16 protein-coding genes, 5 tRNA genes and 1 other RNA gene are annotated in these 20,731 nt (G+C 41.6%); 17 read left to right on the top strand and 5 right to left on the bottom strand.

Annotation, left to right across the window (positions count from 1 at the left end; genetic code table 11):
- Positions 1–32 precede the first annotated feature (32 nt).
- A complete protein-coding gene (trmB, locus tag SJY38_RS11455) occupies positions 33–758 on the bottom strand; it encodes a tRNA (guanosine(46)-N7)-methyltransferase TrmB (protein ID WP_377109790.1) in 726 nt (241 codons plus the stop codon).
- 161 nt (positions 759–919) lie between these two features.
- On the opposite strand from trmB, the gene mutY reads away from it, so the two are divergent.
- Together mutY and SJY38_RS11445 are read left to right on the top strand one after the other, a co-directional pair.
- Positions 920–1,981, top strand: coding sequence for an A/G-specific adenine glycosylase (gene mutY / locus SJY38_RS11450; protein ID WP_029772456.1), 1,062 nt, complete (start codon positions 920–922; stop codon positions 1,979–1,981).
- Positions 1,982–2,014: 33 nt separating this feature from the next.
- On the top strand, positions 2,015–2,287 hold the full coding sequence (locus SJY38_RS11445) for an oxidative damage protection protein (protein WP_004587535.1): 273 nt from the start codon (positions 2,015–2,017) through the stop codon (positions 2,285–2,287).
- 51 nt (positions 2,288–2,338) lie between these two features.
- Here the strand turns inward: SJY38_RS11445 and SJY38_RS11440 are convergent, their stop codons facing one another.
- Complete coding sequence (locus SJY38_RS11440; protein ID WP_377109789.1) at positions 2,339–5,113, bottom strand: ATP-binding protein; 2,775 nt, start codon at positions 5,111–5,113, stop codon at positions 2,339–2,341.
- Between the two features lie 338 nt (positions 5,114–5,451).
- Here SJY38_RS11440 and SJY38_RS11435 point away from each other — a divergent pair.
- From SJY38_RS11435 to SJY38_RS11395, 9 genes are all read left to right on the top strand, one after another.
- Positions 5,452–5,527, top strand: a tRNA-Phe gene (locus SJY38_RS11435).
- A gap of 71 nt (positions 5,528–5,598) precedes the next feature.
- Positions 5,599–5,674 (top strand) — tRNA-Thr (locus SJY38_RS11430).
- 98 nt (positions 5,675–5,772) lie between these two features.
- Positions 5,773–5,848: transfer RNA gene (locus SJY38_RS11425), tRNA-Phe, on the top strand.
- A gap of 57 nt (positions 5,849–5,905) precedes the next feature.
- Positions 5,906–5,981: transfer RNA gene (locus tag SJY38_RS11420), tRNA-Thr, on the top strand.
- A gap of 125 nt (positions 5,982–6,106) precedes the next feature.
- Positions 6,107–6,182 (top strand) — tRNA-Phe (locus tag SJY38_RS11415).
- A gap of 409 nt (positions 6,183–6,591) precedes the next feature.
- Positions 6,592–7,224 (top strand): putative quinol monooxygenase, encoded by a 633-nt coding sequence (locus tag SJY38_RS11410; RefSeq protein WP_377109788.1) that lies wholly within the window; start codon positions 6,592–6,594, stop codon positions 7,222–7,224.
- Positions 7,225–7,446: 222 nt separating this feature from the next.
- Positions 7,447–8,862: a TolC family protein gene (locus SJY38_RS11405; protein WP_377109787.1), complete on the top strand. Its 1,416-nt coding sequence runs from the start codon at positions 7,447–7,449 to the stop codon at positions 8,860–8,862.
- On the top strand, positions 8,852–10,168 hold the full coding sequence (locus SJY38_RS11400) for an efflux RND transporter periplasmic adaptor subunit (RefSeq protein WP_377109785.1): 1,317 nt from the start codon (positions 8,852–8,854) through the stop codon (positions 10,166–10,168). The genes SJY38_RS11405 and SJY38_RS11400 overlap by 11 nt, the downstream gene beginning before the upstream one ends.
- The gene (locus SJY38_RS11395; RefSeq protein WP_054983838.1) at positions 10,165–13,248 is read left to right on the top strand and encodes an efflux RND transporter permease subunit; all 3,084 of its coding nucleotides are present in this window, start codon (positions 10,165–10,167) and stop codon (positions 13,246–13,248) included. The genes SJY38_RS11400 and SJY38_RS11395 overlap by 4 nt, the downstream gene beginning before the upstream one ends.
- A gap of 128 nt (positions 13,249–13,376) precedes the next feature.
- Here SJY38_RS11395 and ssrS read toward each other — a convergent pair.
- Positions 13,377–13,560: non-coding RNA, 6S RNA (gene ssrS / locus SJY38_RS11390), on the bottom strand.
- Between the two features lie 193 nt (positions 13,561–13,753).
- Between ssrS and SJY38_RS11385 the strand changes: the two genes are divergently transcribed.
- From SJY38_RS11385 to SJY38_RS11370, 4 genes are read left to right on the top strand one after another with little or no spacing between them, the layout of a single operon-like run.
- Positions 13,754–14,308: a UPF0149 family protein gene (locus tag SJY38_RS11385; RefSeq protein ID WP_004589599.1), complete on the top strand. Its 555-nt coding sequence runs from the start codon at positions 13,754–13,756 to the stop codon at positions 14,306–14,308.
- Positions 14,309–14,333: 25 nt separating this feature from the next.
- Complete coding sequence (gene pepP / locus SJY38_RS11380) at positions 14,334–15,656, top strand: Xaa-Pro aminopeptidase (protein WP_377109784.1); 1,323 nt, start codon at positions 14,334–14,336, stop codon at positions 15,654–15,656.
- Between the two features lie 15 nt (positions 15,657–15,671).
- On the top strand, positions 15,672–16,859 hold the full coding sequence (gene ubiH / locus SJY38_RS11375; RefSeq protein ID WP_377109783.1) for a 2-octaprenyl-6-methoxyphenyl hydroxylase: 1,188 nt from the start codon (positions 15,672–15,674) through the stop codon (positions 16,857–16,859).
- The gene (locus SJY38_RS11370; protein WP_377109782.1) at positions 16,856–18,022 is read left to right on the top strand and encodes an FAD-dependent monooxygenase; all 1,167 of its coding nucleotides are present in this window, start codon (positions 16,856–16,858) and stop codon (positions 18,020–18,022) included. Before ubiH ends, SJY38_RS11370 begins: the two co-directional genes overlap by 4 nt.
- A gap of 289 nt (positions 18,023–18,311) precedes the next feature.
- On the opposite strand, the gene SJY38_RS11365 is transcribed toward SJY38_RS11370, so the two are convergent.
- Both SJY38_RS11365 and SJY38_RS11360 read right to left on the bottom strand, forming a co-directional pair.
- Entirely contained in the window at positions 18,312–19,511 is a 1,200-nt protein-coding gene (locus SJY38_RS11365; protein ID WP_377109781.1) for an alpha/beta hydrolase-fold protein, read from the bottom strand.
- 96 nt (positions 19,512–19,607) lie between these two features.
- The gene (locus tag SJY38_RS11360) at positions 19,608–19,871 is read right to left on the bottom strand and encodes a hypothetical protein (RefSeq protein ID WP_377109780.1); all 264 of its coding nucleotides are present in this window, start codon (positions 19,869–19,871) and stop codon (positions 19,608–19,610) included.
- Positions 19,872–20,019: 148 nt separating this feature from the next.
- On the opposite strand from SJY38_RS11360, the gene rpsF reads away from it, so the two are divergent.
- Entirely contained in the window at positions 20,020–20,361 is a 342-nt protein-coding gene (gene rpsF / locus SJY38_RS11355) for a 30S ribosomal protein S6 (RefSeq protein ID WP_004588455.1), read from the top strand.
- A 43-nt stretch (positions 20,362–20,404) separates the two neighbouring features.
- Complete coding sequence (priB, locus tag SJY38_RS11350) at positions 20,405–20,722, top strand: primosomal replication protein N (protein WP_004588456.1); 318 nt, start codon at positions 20,405–20,407, stop codon at positions 20,720–20,722.
- The last annotated feature ends 9 nt before the right edge of the window (positions 20,723–20,731 follow it).

Here is a 20,731-nt window from a genome sequence, read left to right as displayed (position 1 = left end):
CTTACAAATTATTGATTAGTAAATTGGTGTAATTATTTTTTGCGCTCAAACATTAAGTCCCATACGCCGTGACCTAAACGGTGGCCGCGCTGTTCAAACTTAGTTAGCGGGCGCGAATCAGGGCGAGGTACGTAGTCATTGGTAGATGACTGATTTTTATAGCCTGGCGCTGCTTGCATAACTTCTAGCATGTGCTCGGCGTAGTTTTCCCAGTCAGTAGCCATATGAAAAACACCGCCAATTTTTAATTTGCTACGCAGTTTTTCAGCAAATTCTGTTTGTACTATACGGCGTTTATGATGACGCTTTTTATGCCATGGATCAGGGAAGAATAACTGCAGCGTTGTTAAGCTTTCATCTGCAAGGCAGTCAGCGAGTACTTCTACTGCATCGTGTTCAAATACACGTAAATTAGTAACACCGGCTTCATCTGCATCCATTAAACATGCGCCAACGCCTGGGCGATGTACTTCAATACCAATAAAGTTTAGGTGCGGTGCATTTTTTGCCATTTCAACTAATGACTTGCCCATACCAAAACCAATTTCTAATACTACATCATTGTTATTGCCAAATACTTGAGCTAAGTCGAGTAGGCCGTTTTTATGCTCAAGCCCCATAGTTGGCCAGCATTTTTCAATTGCGGCAGCTTGGCCTTTAGTTAAGCGGCCTTCGCGTTTTACAAAACTGCGAATTGTGCGGATATACTTACCTTCTTGCTTAGCTTGCTCAAGGTTGTTGTTACTTGATTCACTCATATTATTGGCCTGACAAAAACAATGTGTTTAAAAATGGTTGCGTATTATCCCTGACCACGCAGCTAATCACAAGTATTAGCGTGTTATAGCGCCTTCATAGCTTGATCTTTTTATTAACTGCAATAGACTGAGCCGCTATTGAGCATGAGTAAAAGTAGTATATGTTGGATTTAAATAAACAGCAGTCAGACAAATTTGCTAACCAAGTGGTTCAGTGGTATCACCTTCATGGGCGTAAAACATTGCCTTGGCAACTAGGTAAAACACCGTATAAAGTGTGGGTATCAGAAGTAATGTTACAGCAAACGCAAGTTGTTACGGTTATCCCATACTTTGAAAAGTTTATGGCAAGCTTCCCAGATATCATTGCTTTAGCAAATGCAGATGAAGATTTAGTGCTGCATCATTGGACTGGCTTAGGTTACTACGCACGGGCACGTAACTTACATAAAACGGCCAAAATAGTGCGAGATAAATACCAAGGTAAATTTCCAACTACACTTGAAGAGGTCATGGATTTACCCGGAATAGGGCGCTCTACCGCTGGTGCGGTATTATCGCTGTCGCTTGGCCAGCACCACCCTATTTTAGATGGTAATGTTAAGCGAGTGCTTGCCCGTTATTTTATGGTTGAAGGATGGTATGGGGTAAAAAAAGTAGAAAACCAACTTTGGCATTTGTCTACCCAGTTAACCCCTAAAAACAATGTGACTGAATTTAACCAAGCCATGATGGACTTGGGCGCCAGCCTTTGCTCTCGCAGTCGCTTTGATTGCCAAGCGTGCCCACTTAATAGCGATTGTGGTGCGTTTAATGCCGGTAAAGTAAAAGAGTTTCCTCATTCTAAACCTAAAAAAGCGGTGCCTAAAAAGAGTTGTCACCAATTAATTATTCAGCATGACGAGAAAGTTTTAATGGAAAAACGCCCAAGTAGCGGTATTTGGGGCGGTCTGTTTGGCTTTTTTGAGTTTAACGAATACAGCGAAATGGTGTTATTTTTAAATCAGCAAGGCTTAAAAACCGAGCTGGAAGAGCTAACGCCTTTTACTCATGTGTTTTCGCATTTTGAGCTGACAATAAATCCACATGTGCTTAATATTAATAACGTACCGGATGTAGTAAACGATAAACAACTTGTGTGGTACCCACTCGATCAATCTATAGAGGTGGGTTTAGCCGCACCGACTAAAAAGTTGGTTAAACAAATGAGCCCAATAGGTTAAACTATTAGCATTTAGCGCTTAAGAGAGTCAATTATGGCACGTACAGTATTTTGTCAAAAGTTACAAAAAGAAGCCGAAGGGCTTGGATTTCAGTTATACCCTGGTGAACTAGGCGAGAAAATTTTTAATAATATTTCTAAAGAAGCATGGGGCCAGTGGCAGCATAAGCAAACTATGCTAATTAACGAAAAGCATTTAAATATGATGGACCCAGAGCACCGTACGTTTTTAGAAGAGCAAATGGTTGGCTTTTTGTTTGAAGACAAAGACGTAGAAATTGAAGGTTATCGACCTCCTGAAAAGTAATTTTTAGGCATAAAAAAAAGGGCTGTGTAGCCCTTTTTTTATAGCTATATTTTATAGCGTTTCTTCATCAGTATTCGCTGAGCGTACTTGTTCTTTTAAAAACTGCGCAGCTTTAGAGTATTCAATTTCAAGGGTATCTCTTTGCGCTATTAGCTCATCAGTATCAAGCTCGGCATTTCGACACTTCTCTTCAAACTCTTCTGCACATTGTGCAACGGCCTCTGCACCAATAGTTTTAGAGATTGCCTTGAGCTGATGACAAGCACTGCTTATCTCGTCTCTGTCATTAACCATAACGCCGGAATTAATGCTTTTAATTAGGCTTTGGCTTTGCTCTAAAAACATTTTGAAAAAGCGTAATTGTTTGGCTTCGTCGCCGTTTACATAAGTAGATACCGCGTCCATATTAATAGGCATGGCAGGCTTTTGATGAATAACAACAGTTTGGTCTTTATTATGCTTATCATACCAACGCTTTAAGGTATCTTCTAAGGCATTAAGCTCTATAGGCTTAGTAATAAAGTCATTAATACCTACCGCCAGGCAACGCTCTTTTTCACCTTTGAGCGCATTGGCAGTAACCGCAATTATATAAGGCTGAGCGTCTATAGAGTCTAACAGCTCGGCTTCATCACGAATTTTTTCAACCATATCGTAACCTGACATTTTTGGCATATGTAAGTCGGTTAATATGAGCGAGTAATTGTTTTGACGCCACATATCTAAACCTTCTTCACCGTTATTTGCCACTTCAACGCCATAGCCAAGTATATGCAGTTGGTCGGTTAAAACTTGCTGGTTTAGTAAGTTATCTTCTACTAATAAAATGAGTTTATTTGCATCGCGTGCTTGTTCAACATTTAAATAATTGTTGAGAGTTTTTGTTTTTTTAATTTGTTTAGGTTGATGCAAGCCTGCTGCTACCAATATCGACATCATAAAGTTAGATTTACAAAGCGGTGAGGCATTAATATAAAATACATTTTTATGGTTTATAGCGGCTTCATCAAGCTTACTTAATACCACCACTTGTTGATTATTATCTTCAAGTGAGTAAATAAGACGACGCAGTAAAGAGTTAACTTTTTCCATATCATCTATGCCATCGACAACCCATATAATGTCGTGCTGCTCTTGTTGAGCTTCTATTTCTTGCTGGTTGTGCACGTAGGTAATTTTAGCGCCCATAAATGATAAATAGCGGTACATTGCTTTTTCGCGCTCTAAATGATTGCTCACTACCACTACATGTTTGCCATTGAGCGCATTTTTATGTGCGTACTTAATTTTTCCTGAGGTACCAAATGGAAGCTCAACGGTAAATTCGCTACCAATGCCTGCATGGCTAGTTACATTAATAGTACCGAGCATAAGCTCGGTTAAACTTTTACAAATAGAAAGCCCTAAACCAGTGCCGCCGTATTCACGGGTAATTGAGTTTTCGGCTTGCACAAACGGGTTAAATATTTCTCGCAGTTGCGCTTGGGTCATGCCCTTGCCGTTATCGGTTACGCAAAAACGCAGCGTAAAATGATCCGCCGTATTATGGGCCACTTCTACCGATATTTTTACGTGCCCTTGGCGTTTATCATCAGTACTGGTGAACTTAATTGCATTACTACAAAGGTTATACAGTACTTGGCGAACTCGTATTGTATCGCCAGTTAAATTAGTTGGAATATCTGGCGCAATAGAAAGCTCTAAATCTAATTTGCGCTTTTTAGCAACAGATGAAAGCACGCGAGCCACTTCTTCAATCGTATCAGTAACTGAAAAAGGCGTAGGGTCAATATTTAGCTTACCCGCTTCAATTTTAGAGAAGTCTAAAATATCATCCAAAATACTTAATAGTGAAAACGCTGATTCACGGATAATAGTACTTAAACGATGCTGCGCGCCATCAAGCTCTGTTTGTCTTAATAAATCTATAGTGCCAATAACGCCGTTCATAGGCGTGCGAATTTCATGGCTCATAGTGGCTAAAAAGGTCGTTTTAGTTTCGCTAGCGCGTTGTGCTTTTAATGTCGCTTGCTCTAATGCAATTGTTCTTTGTTGTACTTCGCTCTCAAGGCCTGTTTGTAATTTTTGAAGCTCTTTTTGCGCAGCTTCTTTTTCAGACATTACTGAGTTAACTTTATCTAGCAGCAAGTTTATGTTTTTAGCCACGCCAGATAAGCCTAGGTCTAGTTTTTCACTTACTTTACTGTCGTAATTGCCATTTTCGGTAATCGCTTGAAGTTCTTCATTTAATAAATGGCTACTTTTACGCAAGCGAGTATTTATGTAGGTATTAAATAGTAGGGCTAATGCAAATAAGGCAAACACGCTTACAATTGCAATAATATAGGCTATTACTTGCGAGTCTTGCTGCGTTAAAGGCGGTGCTGGTAACTGCTGTTTTATTATTAGCTCACCAATAGGCTGGTCGTTCAAAAGCAATATATGGTGCAATACACCTTGCTCAGTTAAATGCTCATTTACTTTTTTAGACTCGATAGCGGGTTTAGTGCTGCTATATACAAGTTGGGTTTCTGAGGTGGCATTAAAGCGATAGAGCGTATATTCAAACTTATCATCTAATACTGAAGTAAGCTCAAGTAGCTGGCGAACCTTGCCTTGCCCATACATAGTAAGTGCATCTACCATTGGTAAATCAAGTTGCTGTGCTAGCTGCGTAATACTTACTTTTTGTTTGGCTGCTGGTGCAGGTTGTGTGTTTTGCGAATAAAACGCAAAGGCAACAATAGCAAGCGCTGTTACTGCAATATTAATTATTAAAAAAAGCGGCAGTAAGCCTTTCACCGGCGAAGAGAATTTACTCTGCATTGATTGTTCCCATTGGTATTTGTTTGTACGATAAGCCCTTATCGTATTTTCACAGTAATCGTATCATTTACGTAAAATAATTCACTACGTTTTTAGTCTGGTTTAATTGATTAAATTAAGGTTTTTTGTGAGTTTTTGTTGGATAAATAAACATTAGTATATAAAAACACGCTTTGTTGTGTGAAAACCGTTCAAACAGTTATAAAGAGTAAAAAAAAAGTTGACTTGTAAGGGCAAAACTCGTTTAATACGCCGCACGCCCAGATGGCTCAGTCGATAGCGCTGAGTGGGAATTGCATTAAAAATCATTTATGATTTTTAATTAGCACTGTTAAAGTGCCTCGATAGCTCAGTTGGTAGAGCAGAGGATTGAAAATCCTCGTGTCCCTGGTTCGATTCCGGGTCGAGGCACCATTTATTAAAGTAGTGGTGTTTAATCAATAGTTTAAACGTTATTACGCGTGCCTTAGCACACAGTTTAGTGTGCCGACTTAGCTCAGCTGGTAGAGCAACTGACTTGTAATCAGTAGGTCAACCGTTCGACTCGGTTAGTCGGCACCATTTATTTTAGTAATTTGAAAAGAACATTGTAATCAGTAGTCTGTTCAAGTTACCCGTCGACTCGGTTAGTCGGCACCATTTAATTGCACAGTTTATGTGCCTCGATAGCTCAGTTGGTAGAGCAGAGGATTGAAAATCCTCGTGTCCCTGGTTCGATTCCGGGTCGAGGCACCATTTACTTTAAGTTCTCAATCTTTAAAATTGAACGTGCCTTAGCACACAGTTTAGTGTGCCGACTTAGCTCAGCTGGTAGAGCAACTGACTTGTAATCAGTAGGTCAACCGTTCGACTCGGTTAGTCGGCACCATTTATTTTAGTAATTTGAAAAGAGCACTGTAATCAGTAGTCTGTTTAAGTTACCCGTCGACTCGGTTAGTCGGCACCATTTATTTTAAATTAAATGTTTTAAACATTTAATTGCACTGTTTAAGTGCCTCGATAGCTCAGTTGGTAGAGCAGAGGATTGAAAATCCTCGTGTCCCTGGTTCGATTCCGGGTCGAGGCACCATTTATATTAAAGCCCTGCATACACATGCAGGGCTTTTTTTTGCTTAAAATTTATTATGGACAAAACAGTCCATATTAATTGGGTATATCTTCTCTTTTTCTCCCTTGTTTGCATGCGCATAATTACCTCATCAAAAGGTTAGGTGCTGTTATTACTCACTCCATTTACTCACTCAATATGATTGATTTAAGTAATAAAGTGCAGGGTACCTTTAGCCCTAATAACGCCAATCCGCAATAATAATTAATCATTTTGCGGGGCTAAACGTGTCACTACCAGCGTTAAAAGTTCCTATTTAGAACAACTAAATAAGAATTTTTTTGCCTAGCTATCAACATGTTTTTCAAGCCTCAAAATAGATCACTTAATTAAGCGTATTGGTATAAGTAATTTAAAGCTGGAGCTAATTATGATCACGCAAATTGTTAAGTTTGATATTAAAGACGAGCACATCGCACAATTTAAAGCGCTACTAGAAGAAGACAAGCAAGGCGCTAAAGCCGAAGCAGGTCTTATAGAGATGCGTTTATATCAGGATAAAAACGAGCCAGGCGTCTTTTTTGCTTATGAGCGTTTTGAAGATCAAAATGCAGTTGATTACCATGGCGCACAAGATTACACACAAACGTTATTAAATGCGCTGCCTGAAATCAGCCAATCGGCGCCACAGGTCATGTTATTAGAAAATACAGTGCCAGCTCCGCTGCATGAGCGTAATACAAAAGTTGTTAACCCTGAAGATGATATATGTATTGTGTTTTTTATTTTTAAGATTAAGCCAAGTTTTAAAAATAAAGTCATTGAGCGTTTCGCAACTCATGTAACGCAAACGCGCAGCCAGGAGCCTGGTAACTTAGTGTTTGATTTATATAGTATTGAAAATAACGACGATACATTAGTTGTTTATGAACATTGGCGCAGTGAATCTGCGTTGTGGGATATTCACTTTAAACAGCCGTACGCAGTAAAAACAAGCGAATTATTAGCGCAAGCAGTTGTTGGCGATATGCAGCAATATATGAGCTTCGTTAAAGAAATTTAAAGGCTAGTGTTTAACAATATTACTTATCCCGTTTAGCAAATAGTGTATTACACGCTATTTGCTTTTTTGTATAAATACCCTCCAAATTCCCTGCCGCTTTTTATAATAACTGACTATTATGTTAATTCATCGCAACGTATGTAATGTTATGTAAAGTAAGTTGAGCAAAATTTGCCAAAGTGCTTGAATTACATTCATAAATGGCAGTAATTTAGGTTAACTATGATTTGGCAAACTAAGCCAACTTTATTGGCTCTTAGCTTGGTATTGTTGAGCGGTTGTGCGGGTACGCTAAACCCTCAGCAGCGCGAGCAAGCACCCAGCGACATTGCAGCGACATGGCAACATGGTTTAGCACAAAATACACTTGCAGTAGATCAGCAATGGCTGCAAACCTTAGAAAACCCTTATATTGAAAACCTTGTTAATAAAGCACTTAATAATAATCAGGCTTTGCTGCAAAGTGCCTACGATGTACAAATACAAAAGCAGCAATTAATAATTTCAGGCTCTGCGCTTTGGCCCGATCTTGATTTATCTGCGCAAACTAGGCGCAGTAAAGACAATAGACCTGTAAGTTATGATAATGCCAGCTCTGTTACGCTAGAGCTAAGCTATGAAGTAGATGTGTGGGGTAAGTTATCTGATGCTAAACGCCAAGCCAACCTAAACTACTTAGCGCAACAAGCTAGTTTTGAGCAAGCTAAGCAGCAATTGGTGGCCGATGTTGTCACCGGCTGGTTTGATTTAGTAACCGCCCAGCAGTTACTCGATTTATATAAACGCCGAGAAGAAAACGCACAGCAAAACTTAGATATTATTGAATCAGGCTACCGCCAAGGTATTAATGAAGCACTCGATGTATATTTAGCCCGTAATGAGCTTAATAACGAGCGTACGCGTATTGCTAATCAACAAGCCTCGCTTGTAAGCGCGTCGCGTTCTTTAGAGCGCTTATTAGGCGGCTACCCCAAAGGCGATATATCAGCAGAGGTTGAACTGCCAGTTTTTCTTTCGCCGATTAATACCGGTATTCCCTCTGAGCTAATTACACGCAAGCCTCAATTGCGCGCAAGCTGGTACCAGTTATTAGCAAGCGATGCAGGCCTAGCCTATGCACATAAACAGCGTTTCCCTAGTTTAAACTTATCAGCAAGCGTGAGTGATAGCACCGATAGAGTGAGCGATTTATTCTCGCCATCAAGCTTAGCGTGGTCTTTATTAGGCAGTATTTCTGCGCCAATATTTAATGGTGGCCAGCTAAAAGCAAATGAAGAAATAGCACGCTTAAATGCACAAAAACAAGAACAAGCATATTTAGATACCTTGTACGATGCATTCAGCGATGTAGAAAACGCAATTACTCAGCAGCAATCCTTGCAAGCCAGTTATAAAAGCACGCTAGAGGCGCAAGAAAACGCCCTTGCAGCAGAGCAACTGTCGTTTGAGCAGTACCAAAGCGGCTTAGTAACTTACACTACAGTGCTTGATGCCCAGTCGCGCTCTTTTGATGCGCAAAGCTCACTCATTGAAACAAAAAACCAGCTAATTGCTAACCGAATAAACCTATACGTTGCCCTTGGCGGCGATTTTAATGCCCCAACAAGCGAACCTAAGAGCAATAACGATGAAAACTAAATCAGCAAAACTTTTAATCCCAGCCGTAGTGGTGGTGGCCACCATTTTAATTGTTATGTTTATTAAGGGGAATCCACCTGAAGCAAAACGTTTTGGCTCACCTCCTAAAGCCACGGTGAGCGTATCGGTAAAAAAGATTGAGCCACAAGATTACTTAATTTTTATTGATAGCTATGGCACGGTAAAGCCGCGTACTCAAAGTTTGTTAGTTGCTCAAGCATCTGGGCAAATTAATAAAGTAAGTGATGATTTTAGAGAGGGCGGCTTTTTTGAAAAAGGCGATGTACTGCTACAGCTTGACGATAGAGATCATCAGGCTGAGGTTAAATCGGCGCAAGCAGCATTACTTACTGCAGAGCAAAGTTTGTTAGAAGAAAAAGCCCGCGGCCAACAAGCAATTACTGATTGGAAGCGTTTAGGCGGCTCATCGCAAGCGAGCAGCTTAGTACTTCGCGAGCCCCAACTAGCGGCTGCACAAGCACAAGTACTTTCAGCACAAGCCGCACTTGAAAAAGCACAGCTTGATTTAGAGCGCACCCAAATTACTGCGCCTTACGCTGGGCGTGTGCTTAGTCGTAATGTAGACCTTGGTCAAGTGGTAAGCGAAAACACAGAACTTGCAACTATTTATGCCATAGACAGCGTTGAAGTGCGCTTACCAATTAAAAATAAAGACCTCTCGTATATTAGTTTGCCAGAGCAATACAGAGATGGCAGTAAAAACCAAGCCGGCTCAATCGTTAAGTTTAAATCTGACTTAGTGGGCGAGCAAACATGGCAAGGGCAAATAATACGTACTGAAGGCGCTATCGATGAAGGCGCACAGCAATTGTATATTGTTGCGCAGATAAATGACCCTTACAAAGCCACGGCTAATAACCAATACCCAATTAAAATTGGGCAATACATTACTGCGCAAATTAGCGGTAAAACAGTGCCTGGTGCGTTAATAATCCCTAATAGTACTATTTACCAAGGCAGCTACGTGTATGTGGTTGAAGAGGGGCTGTTAAAGCGTAAAAACATTACGCTTGCATGGCAAAATGCTACACAAGCTATGGTAAAAACAGGCCTTAATGCAGGCGATAAGTTAGTAATTACACCGCTTGGGCAAGTAAGTTCAGGCACAGCAGTAAGCATTTTAGGCGAAACCGATACGCAAAATATGCGAGCAAAAGGCCCAAATGGCGCAGGTAAAGGTAAGCGTCCATCGCGTGAGCAGCTAGAAAAAAAAGCGCAAGAAATGGGAATTAGTGTTGAAGAGCTAATACAAAAACGCCGCGCTGCACAAGGAGATAAGCCATGATTGCTTGGTTTACAAAAAACCATGTAGCAGCCAATTTATTGCTTATTACGTTACTGCTATCGGGTTTATTTAGTTTATCGAGTCAAATACCGCTTGAGGTGTTTCCATCGTTTGAAACAGATCGCATAAGTGTAAGCGTTACTTTGCGCGGCTCAACCCCTGAGGATGTAGAGCAAGGGGTTACCATTCGAATAGAAGAAGCCGTTCAAGATTTAGAAGGTATAGAGCAAATATCTAGCCGCTCATCAGAGGGCTCTGCGTCGGTAACCATAGAAGTAGAAAGTGGCTACGACCCGCGCGAGTTATTAGCCGATATAAAAAGCCGTGTAGATGCTATAAACACTTTTCCGGCCGATGCTGAAAAGCCCATTGTGGCGCTTGCCGAGCGAAAACGCGAAGTAATAGCTGTTACCGTAGCGAGCGATTACGGTGAAAAAGAAACCTTAGAATACGCCGAGCAAGTACGCGACGATATTTTACGCCTTCCGAATGTTACGCAGGTTGAGCTAAGTGGTGTACGCGATTACGAGCTCGCCATAGAAGTAAGCCAAGATACACTTCGCCAATACAACTTAACCCTTGCGCAAATATCTACCGCTGTGGCTAAGTCGAGCTCTGATATTTCGGCTGGTAATTTAAAAACAGAAGGGGGCGATGTACTTATAAGCTCAAAAGGGCAAGCTTACCGAAAAGATGAATTTGCAAACATTGTCGTTAAAAATCAGAGCGACGGTACAGTAATACGCTTAGGTGATATAGCAAGCATTAATGATGACTTTGAAGAGACCCCAGTACGTACACGCTTTAATGGTAAACAAGCCGCCTTTATAGATGTATACCGCATAGGGCCGCAAAGTGCGATAGATGTCGCAGATGATGTAAAAAACTACATAGAGTCCAAGCAAAGCTCCTTACCACAAGGTTTTGAATTAAGTTACTGGGATGACGACTCTCAAGTTGTAAAAAGCCGTATTGCTACGCTAACCAGCAGTGCCCTACAAGGGGGCATTTTAGTACTGGCTTTGCTAACCCTATTTTTACGCCCAGCCATCGCATTTTGGGTGTTTATTGGTATTCCGGTTTCGTTTATGGGGGCATTTATTGCGATGCCTATTTTTGGTGTAACCCTTAATATTATGAGCTTATTTGGCTTTATTTTAGTACTGGGTATTGTGGTGGATGACGCCATAGTAACGGGGGAGAACGTTTATACTCATTTAAAAACCGCAGAGTCGGGCGAACAAGCTGCCATTTTAGGCACGCAAGAAGTTGCAACACCAGTTACCTTTGGGGTACTAACAACCGTAGCGGCCTTTTTACCTTTAGCGTTTATTGAAGGCGCACGGGGTGCCTTATTTGCACAAATTCCGGTGGTGGTTATTCCGGTATTACTGTTCTCGTTAATTGAGTCTAAGTTTGTGCTGCCAGCTCATTTAAAGTACATAAAACTACGTAATCAAAAAACAAAATCATCAAAGCTTGAAGTACTTCAGCAGCGTTTTGCAGACGGATTTGAAAGCGCTATTTTAAAATACTATCAGCCTATTTTAGCTAAAGCATTGCGCTATAAATTAGCGACGGTGAGTTTGTTTGTTGGCGTGTTTTTTATAATTTTAACTTTAATAACTAGTGGTTGGACTAAGTTTGTATTTTTTCCGCGTATCCCAAGCGAAACCGTACGAGTAACATTAACCTTGCCAACAGGCACGCCGTTTGAAGTTACCAATAAGTATGTAATGGATATGTCGCAAAAAGCGCAGTTATTGCAAGACAAATACCGCGATGAAGATACCGGCGAAAGCGTTATATTAAATATTTTAGCCTCAACCGGTGGCCGTGGTGGCGTGTCTAACTCAGGCAGTGTGCGCTTTGAAATAACCCCTGCAGAGAGCCGCGACTCAGACATTGGCTCACGTGAGCTGGTAAGTGAGTGGCGCGATTTAATAGGGATTATTCCTGGCGCCGAAAGCGTAACCTTTAGGGCCGAAATAGGACGCAGCTCAGACCCTATAGATGTGCAGCTAAGTGGTACATCGCTCGATACGTTACAAAAAATTGCCGAAAGCGTTAAAGCGCGCTTAAGTACTTACCCAACCGTATTTGATATTGCCGATAGCATGTCTGATGGTAAAGAAGAGTTGCAAATAGAGCTTACCGAGCAAGGCTTTGCTTTGGGCTTAAACCGAGTTGATGTAGCAAACCAAGTACGTAACTCGTTTTTTGGCTCGCAGGTGCAGCGTATTCAACGCGGGCGTGACGATGTACGCGTTATGGTACGCCTACCTATTGAAGAGCGCCGCTCTGTAGCCGACTTACAAAATATACTTATTACTACGCCTACGGGCGGCTCGGTGCCACTTTCGCATGTAGCTACATTAATTGCAGGGCAAAGCCCATCTACGATTAACCGAATAGACCGCTACCGCACACTTAACGTGACTGCCGACATAGAAAAAAGCAATACCAACATGACCGCGCTGCAAGCCGACCTAACTGAGTATTTAGATGAATTAATGCAGCAATACCCAGGTGTTGATTACAAGCTAGAAGGTGAAGCTAAAGAGCAAAGAGAGTCGTTTGGCTCGCTCGCTTGGGCATTGTTATTTGTATTTTTTATTATTTACTCACTATTAGCGATACCGCTTAAATCGTACATGCAGCCAATTATTGTAATGAGCGTTATTCCGTTTGGCATGATAGGCGCTGTAATAGGGCACTGGGTTATGGGGATGGAGTTAACCATTATGAGCTTACTTGGTATGTTGGCACTTATTGGGGTGGTGGTTAACGATTCACTTGTGTTGGTTGACTTTATTAATAAAAAACGCAGTGAAGGCGGCAAGATTATTGATGCGGTTAAACTTGCAGGGGCTGCACGTTTTCGCCCAGTAATGCTAACAAGTTTAACCACCTTTATTGGTTTAATGCCGCTACTATTTGAAAAGGCGACACAAGCACAGTTTTTAATTCCAATGGCAGTAAGCCTTGGCTTTGGTATTGTGTTTGCTACGTTTATTACGCTTATATTAGTGCCAGTAAACTATATGCTGATGGAGCGTTTTCAAAGCTGGTTTAGATAAATAACGAAATGTGTTCTAGGACTAAGCTGTGGTTGATTAATATCAATTGCAGCTTTTTTTTGCTAAAAATTTATAGAGTAATAAGCGGTATTAAAAACAGGAAAGTAGCAAAAAGATAGGTAAGAAAAGTGTTCCCCAAGCGTGCGGTGTCCGGCGTCAGTCCTGAAACCAGAAGGTTTCAGGGCGGAAAGCTGCGGTCTACCGTAGGCTTCTCGGTACATGCCGAGCTTGCACAATAGTAGACGAACAGAAATCCTGGTATAAAATTTATCGGCTCAGGGACTTAACCAAACTCCGGCACCCCAGGGAACAAGTTCAGTATATAAGACATAATCCATTCCTTAAACCCCAAACGTAAAAAATTGAACCGTTCGAGCAGTTTTTGCCCGCTGGTAACTCGCTATTTACTTATCATGCTACTTTTTGAGCAGGATCATACAATTAATTGGAGTTGCTTTTTATCGAGTGGTAGCATTGCCTTAACTAGCAAAGCGAAGATATAAACATGAGCGACTTACCAGATTACCAAAAAGCCCAGCTGCTTTTAGAAAAAAACGAAATTTTTGTCTCACCGGCAGAAGCGCACGGCGTAATTAGTGGATTACTAGCGTGTGGTTTAAGTATTGATGACAAAGAATACTTAGGCCTATTAAGTGATGTATTTAATGATGGCCAAGCGTTTAGCAACGACCTAAAGCAGTTTTTTGGCACCATTTATAAGCAAGTGGTAGCAAGTTTTAACGATGAAGCTTTTGCGTTCGATTTATTTTTACCAAGCGATGATGAAACACTCATCGATCAAGCCAATGGCCTCGTATCATGGGTTGCAGGGTTTATGCTTGGATTTGGTTTAAAGCAAAAAGATTACGGTAAGTTATCGGCAGATGTAAAAGAAGTTATTAGCGATTTTAGCGAAATTACACGCCTAGATACCATGTTTGACGAAACCGAAGAAGACAGCCAAGCCCTACATGAAGTGATTGAATATGTACGTGTATCAGCATTACTTTGTTTTGCCGAGCTTGGCAAAGAAAAAGCACCTAAAAAAACACTACATTAATCTAAATAAAACGGGTTGTTAAAGCATGGTTGAAATACAAAAGTCAGAATTTAAAGCACGCCGTGAGCGTTTACTTGCGAAAATGGATGCAAATAGTGTGGCCATTATTCCTGCGGCCAGTGAAGTAACTCGTAGCCGCGATACGGAATATGCATTTAGACAAGACAGCGACTTTTATTACTTAACCGGCTTTAACGAACCCGATGCCGTTTTAGTGCTGTGTAATAACAGCGATACGCCAAGTACGTTATTTTGTCTTGATAAAGATAAACTGGCCGAAATTTGGCACGGCCGCAGAATTGGCTTCGAAAAAGCTAAAAATGAGTACTTATTCGACGAAACTTACGCATTAAGTGAGCTAACTGAACAATTATTAGATTTGGTTAACGGTCAGCAGATTTTATTTTATGCACAAGGCGCTTACCCAAGTTTTGATACCAAAGTATTTACCTTGTTAAACACACTTCGCAGCGCGCCTAAAAAAGGCTATCAGGCACCGAGTACGATAAAAGATGTGCGTGGTCTTATTCACGAAATGCGCTTGTTTAAATCGCCAAGCGAAGTAAACATTATGCGTGAAGGCTGCGAAATAAGTGCCCGTGGGCATATGCGCGCAATGCGTTATTCGCACCCTGGTGCTACAGAGTTTCAGCTAGAGGCAGAGCTGCATCATCATTATGCAATGAACGGAGCCCCGCACCCAGCGTACGGCACCATTGTTGGTAGTGGCGATAACGCTAATATTTTGCACTACACGCAAAATAGCGATGTGCTAAAAGATGGCGACCTAGTATTAATTGACTCAGGGTGTGAGCTACAAGGTTACGCTGCCGATATTACGCGTACCTTTGCGGTTAATGGCAAGTTTAGCGAACCTCAAGCTGCGCTTTATAACATTGTACTTAAAGCGCAAGAAGTGGCCTTGGAAGAAGTTAAACCCAGCGGGTTTATGTCGCATGCCAATAAACGTGCAATGGAAGTAATGACTCAAGGATTACTTGATTTAGGTATTTTAACCGGCGACTTTGATGAGTTAATGGCAAAAGGTGCCTGTAAAGAATATTACATGCACGGCCTTGGCCACTGGTTAGGCCTTGATGTTCATGATGTAGGCGATTACAAACAAAACAACGTTGAGCGCGCATTTGAGCCAGGCATGGTGTTAACCATAGAGCCTGGGCTTTACATTAGTGAAGATTCAAACGCACCGCAGCAATATAAAGGCATTGGTATTCGTATCGAAGATAATTTACTTATTACTGAGTCAGGGCATGAAAACCTCACCCTGAGTGTGCCTAAAACCATAAACGATATAGAAGCACTTATGCAAAGTGCAAAAAGCGCATAAGCTTGGAGAGATAAAGTGGCTAAGCAGTTTGATGTCGTTGTTATTGGGGGCGGGCTTGCAGGGGCAAGTTGTGCGTTAAGCATTGCTAAAACAAACCCTTCACTCGCTATTGCGGTAGTAGAGGCAAACCAAGTAACGGGTGATTACCACCCAAGTTTTGACGACAGAAGTATTGCCCTTGCACAGCAGTCGGTTGAGTATTTACAGCAGTTAAATTTATTCGAGCCACGTGCGCCATACACAGCAGCAATAAAAAAAGTAAGCGTGTCGGATCGTGGTCACTTTGGTAAAGCGCATATTAGTTGCGACGAGTTTGCTAAACCTTCATTAGGTTACGTGGTTGAGGTAAACCCGTTTGGCCGCGCACTGTATCAGCGTTTAACGCAAGCGAGTATTGCACTTTATTGCCCCGATAGCGTAAGCGCTATAAAGCAAAGCCTAAACAGTAATGAGGTTACTTTACAAAGCGGCGAGCAACTTAATACTAAGCTACTGGTTATTGCCGATGGTGCGCAATCTCCAACCCGTAACTTACTGGGTTTAGGCTTTAATACTCAGCCCTATGAGCAAGGCGCTATTATAGCCAATGTTGAAGTAGCAGGCGGGCATAACAACCATGCGTATGAGCGCTTTACCGAGCACGGCCCGATGGCACTTTTACCAATGAGCAATAGCCGTTATTCGTTAGTGTGGTGCATGAAGCAACAGCACGTTGAGCAGCATACAGCCTTAAACGAAAATGATTTTTTAAACGCACTGCAAAGTGCATTTGGTTACCGGGCAGGGCAATTTACAAAAGTGGGCACACGCACAAGCTACCCGCTAGTATATGGCCAAGCTGAATCATTAACAGCGCATCGTACGGTAGTCATTGGTAACGCTGCTCATGCTATTCATCCCATTGCAGGGCAGGGCTTTAATTTGGGCCTGCGTGATGTACAAGTACTTAGTAATTTAATTGCAACAAGTAAAAACGAGTTAGGCAGTTATGCGTTTACCCGTGAGTATTCACTAAAGCGTAGCAACGATATAAATACCGTAATGAGTTTAACCGATGCACTGGTTAGGCTTTTTTCAAACTCGTCACGGGTATTAGCGCTTGGGCGCAGCATTGGGCTTTTCTCAATGGATTTATTTCCCGCATTAAAAGCACCGTTGGCCAAGCAGCTAATGGGGCAAGTTAAACAAGGTACACGTTTATGAAGCAAGCACAGGTTTGTATAGTGGGTGGTGGCTGCGTAGGCTTAACCCTCGCGTTAGGACTCGCTAAAGCCAATGTAAGTGTTGTGGTGCTAGACGCCGCGCCAAAGCAATTACCGCCAAGTGATGAATATGCCTTGCGCGTAAGTGCGCTGAGTATTGCAAGCCAAAACCTGTTTGAGCAATTAAACGTATGGCCACACATAATGGCAGAGCGAGCGTGCGCATATACGCATATGGACGTACGCGACGCCGACAGCTTTGGTAAAATAGCCTTTAATAACGAGCAACTTGAGCTTGAACACTTAGGCCATATAGTTGAAAACGATATTATTCGTTTTGCACTTATAAAAGAGCTAGAGCAACAACCAAGTGCCACACTGATGTTTGATACCGAGTATCAACAAGTACACCAAAGTGAGTCTGATGTATTTATAACCCTTAAAAGCGGCGAGCCTATTATTGCTAAGCTGCTGGTGGCGGCCGATGGCGCAAATTCGGCTATTCGTAAACAATTTAATATGGCGCTAAGCTTTAAAGATTACGACCATCATGCATTGGTTGCTACGGTTAAAACCAAAGAGCCACACGCAAACACCGCACGCCAAGTGTTTTTACCAACTGGGCCACTGGCATTTTTACCCCTTAGCGATGACAACACCCATTCTATTGTGTGGTCTACCAGCCCTAATCATTGCGATGAATTGCTAGCAATGGACGACACTACTTTTAATAAAGCTGTAATGGCAGCCATAGATGGCCAATGCGGGCTTTGTGAAGTGCAAAGTAAACGCGCAGCATTTCCACTTAAAATGCGCTACGCCCAGCAATGGGTGAGCGGCAAAGTGGTATTAATGGGCGATGCAGCCCACACCATTCACCCACTTGCAGGGCTTGGTATGAACCTAGGCCTAAAAGACGCCGCGTATTTAATTGAGCTACTGACAAGTGATAGTAAAGAGTTTGCGAGCACCCGTACCCTTCGCGATTACGAGCGCACCCGTAAGCTCGACGCGCAAAAGCACATAGCCATGATGCAAGGGCTTAAAGAGTTATTTGAAGGGGCCAACCCGGTTAAAAAGCTGATACGTGGAGTAGGGCTATCATTCGTTGATAACCTAGGCCCAATAAAACACCTATTCGCCAAAGAAGCGATAGGCAAATAACGTAGGTTGGGAAGAGCGAAGCGACACCCAACGTATAAAGTAAAGTGGTTAGTTTTTAGCTATCAGCTTTCAGTAAAGAAAAACCGATGTTTAGTTTAAACATCGGTTTTTTGTTTTTAAGTGGCTTTAAACAGATTAAAAGCTGCGCTTTTCACGCGAGCAAGCTTTGCGTCTACATGCAAAGTTTAACACTGAGCTTAATTTTACCTGTAGGCGTTTAGCTTGCTGACGCGACGAGCGTAGCTCGTAATTACTATCGTTAGTTAAAAAGCGCTTTGCGTTAAATCAGTTACAAATTGGCTTGGGCTTCATTCACCATATCTTGTAGTGCATCAATTAACAGTGGGTCGCGCGAGTTTTGTTTAGCAAGTTTTAGTGCGTGTTTCATACTGGTAACAGCCTTCTTAAATTGTTTGTCAGCCGTGTACCCTTGCGATAACCGCATGTGGGAGTAAGCAGCATTAGGGTAATCACGAGTAAAGTGTTTAAGTGTAGTTATCGCTTTTTTAGTGTTATCAAACTTTTGCTGCCTGTGGGCAAACTCTACGTACACATCTTGTGGAATTTTAAGCTCAAATCCGTACTTATCGCTCAGTGCTTGGTAGTAACCTGTGATAAGTGATACATCGGCAAACTTTCCGTGCTCGTCAGTCACTTTAAAAATTAGGTCACTAAATAAGTGAATTAGGCTATCGCTAAGGGCTGGCAGTATAGTGCCCATATGAGTAAAAGTAGGGTAATGCTTATATTCCCATTTTAGCTGTGTGGGCATTTGTTGTTCTAAATTTACTAACGTATTTAATGCGCCTGTATAAAAACGTGCGCCTTCACTCGCTACACTTATAAATAACTCTTGAGTGCCTTTAGGGTTTTTAGTGTATTTAACAATATTATTTTTTAACTCTTCATCACTCCACCAACTATTTGGGCTTATAGCTATGTAGTTGTTAAATAATTCCGGCTGATTAACTAAAGTGTAAAGCGCTAATGTACCAGCATTAGAGTGACCAATTAAGGTGTTGTAGCCGTTAGTTGAGTAATTGCTGTTTATATAGGGCATGAGCTCGTCAGACACAAATTTTAAAAAGCTGTCGGTTTGCCCAGCATCGGGCCATTTATTTTTTACAAAGGTTTGAAACTCAGTTTTCGGCTCACCTTGTACTTTAGGTAAGTAATCACGCACGCGGTTTGTTGTATCAATACCAACAAGCATGGCATTAGGTATTTGTTCGTAATCAACTAAGGATTTTATAACACCTGACGCCGTATGAAAGTGCTCAACACCATCAAGTAAATAAATAACATAAAGCGGCTGATCGTCTTTTACAGTGTCAGGTATGAAAATTCTGATAGGCCTGTCTTCGTTAAGTATTTTTGATTGTAAAATGACTTTTTTACCAACGGTTATGTCGGTTGTAGCAGTGTCTGCGTGGCATAAAAAAGAGGTACTAAAAGCAAATGCAAATACAAGTGATAGTAAGAGCTTCATAAATATCCTTATTAAATAATGTGTTGCTTAATAATTGCACGGCTTTAGGTTTGAGTAAATGTTTATATTTTAGGCGCAAATGGAGGGGGTAAGTAATTAAAAGCTGCGCTTTTTACGCAAGCAAGCTTTGCGTTTACACACAAACCCAACGCACTTATCGTAATTCTGCTTGTTGATATAAAGCGGACGCATATTAATATCCCCCTGATAGCTGATAGCTGATAGCTGATAGCTGATAGCTGATAGCTGATAGCTGATAGCTGATAGCTGATAGCTGATAGCTGATAGCTGATAGCTGATAGCTGATAGCTGATAGCTGATAGCTGATAGCTGATAGCTGATAGCTGATAGCTTTAACACTTATCTATCAAAGCTTAAAAAACCTGCTTGCTTAATTATCCATCTAAGCGTAAAATGCGCGCTCATTTCGGCTTTTACACTATTAATTCCTTGCCTTAAACCGACCGGCCGAAACGGTAGAAGGCTCTATTAACCGTAAGGAATATCCATGCGTCATTACGAAATCGTATTCATGGTTCACCCTGATCAGAGTGAGCAAGTATCTGGTATGATCGAACGTTATACTGGTTCTATCACTGAAGCTGGTGGTACTATCCACCGTCTTGAAGACTGGGGCCGTCGTCAACTGGCTTACCCAATCAACAAGCTTCACAAAGCTCATTATGTTCTTATGAACGTTGAAGCACCTACTGAAGTAATCAGCGAGCTAGAAACTACTTTCCGCTACAACGATGCAGTGCTTCGTAACTTAGTTATGCGTACTAAAAATGCAGTAACTGAAGCGTCTCCTCTTGCAAGAGAAGAGAAGAAAGAAGCACCAGCTGCTTAATTGTTTTGAGTCCTAGCATGGCACGTAGTCAGCAGTTAATGTAATGGTTAGCCCATATATGAATCAGCTGGTTATATCGGGGGTTGTTTGTAAAACACCCAAGTTTAGCCAAAGCCCTGCAGGCATACCGCATTGTATTTTTGTTGTAGAACATAAATCGATGCAAACCGAAGCAGATCTTAACCGTAATAGTTACGTTAGGCTTCAGGTTGTTGCCAGTGGTAAGCAAATGCAACAACAGACTCAACATTTGCACGTTGGGCAGGCATTGCAAGTGAGTGGTTTTTTAAATCGCCACGAAGGTCGTAACGGCCTTAGCCAATTGGTTTTGCATGCTCAGCATATAGAAAGAATTATTTGAGGAATTAAT

The sequence above is a fragment of the Pseudoalteromonas sp. R86517 genome (assembly GCF_042466295.1).
GTDB lineage: Bacteria > Pseudomonadota > Gammaproteobacteria > Enterobacterales > Alteromonadaceae > Pseudoalteromonas > Pseudoalteromonas atlantica.
Note: the sequence above shows the minus strand (reverse complement) of the source record. Positions and strands in the feature narration are given on the sequence as shown.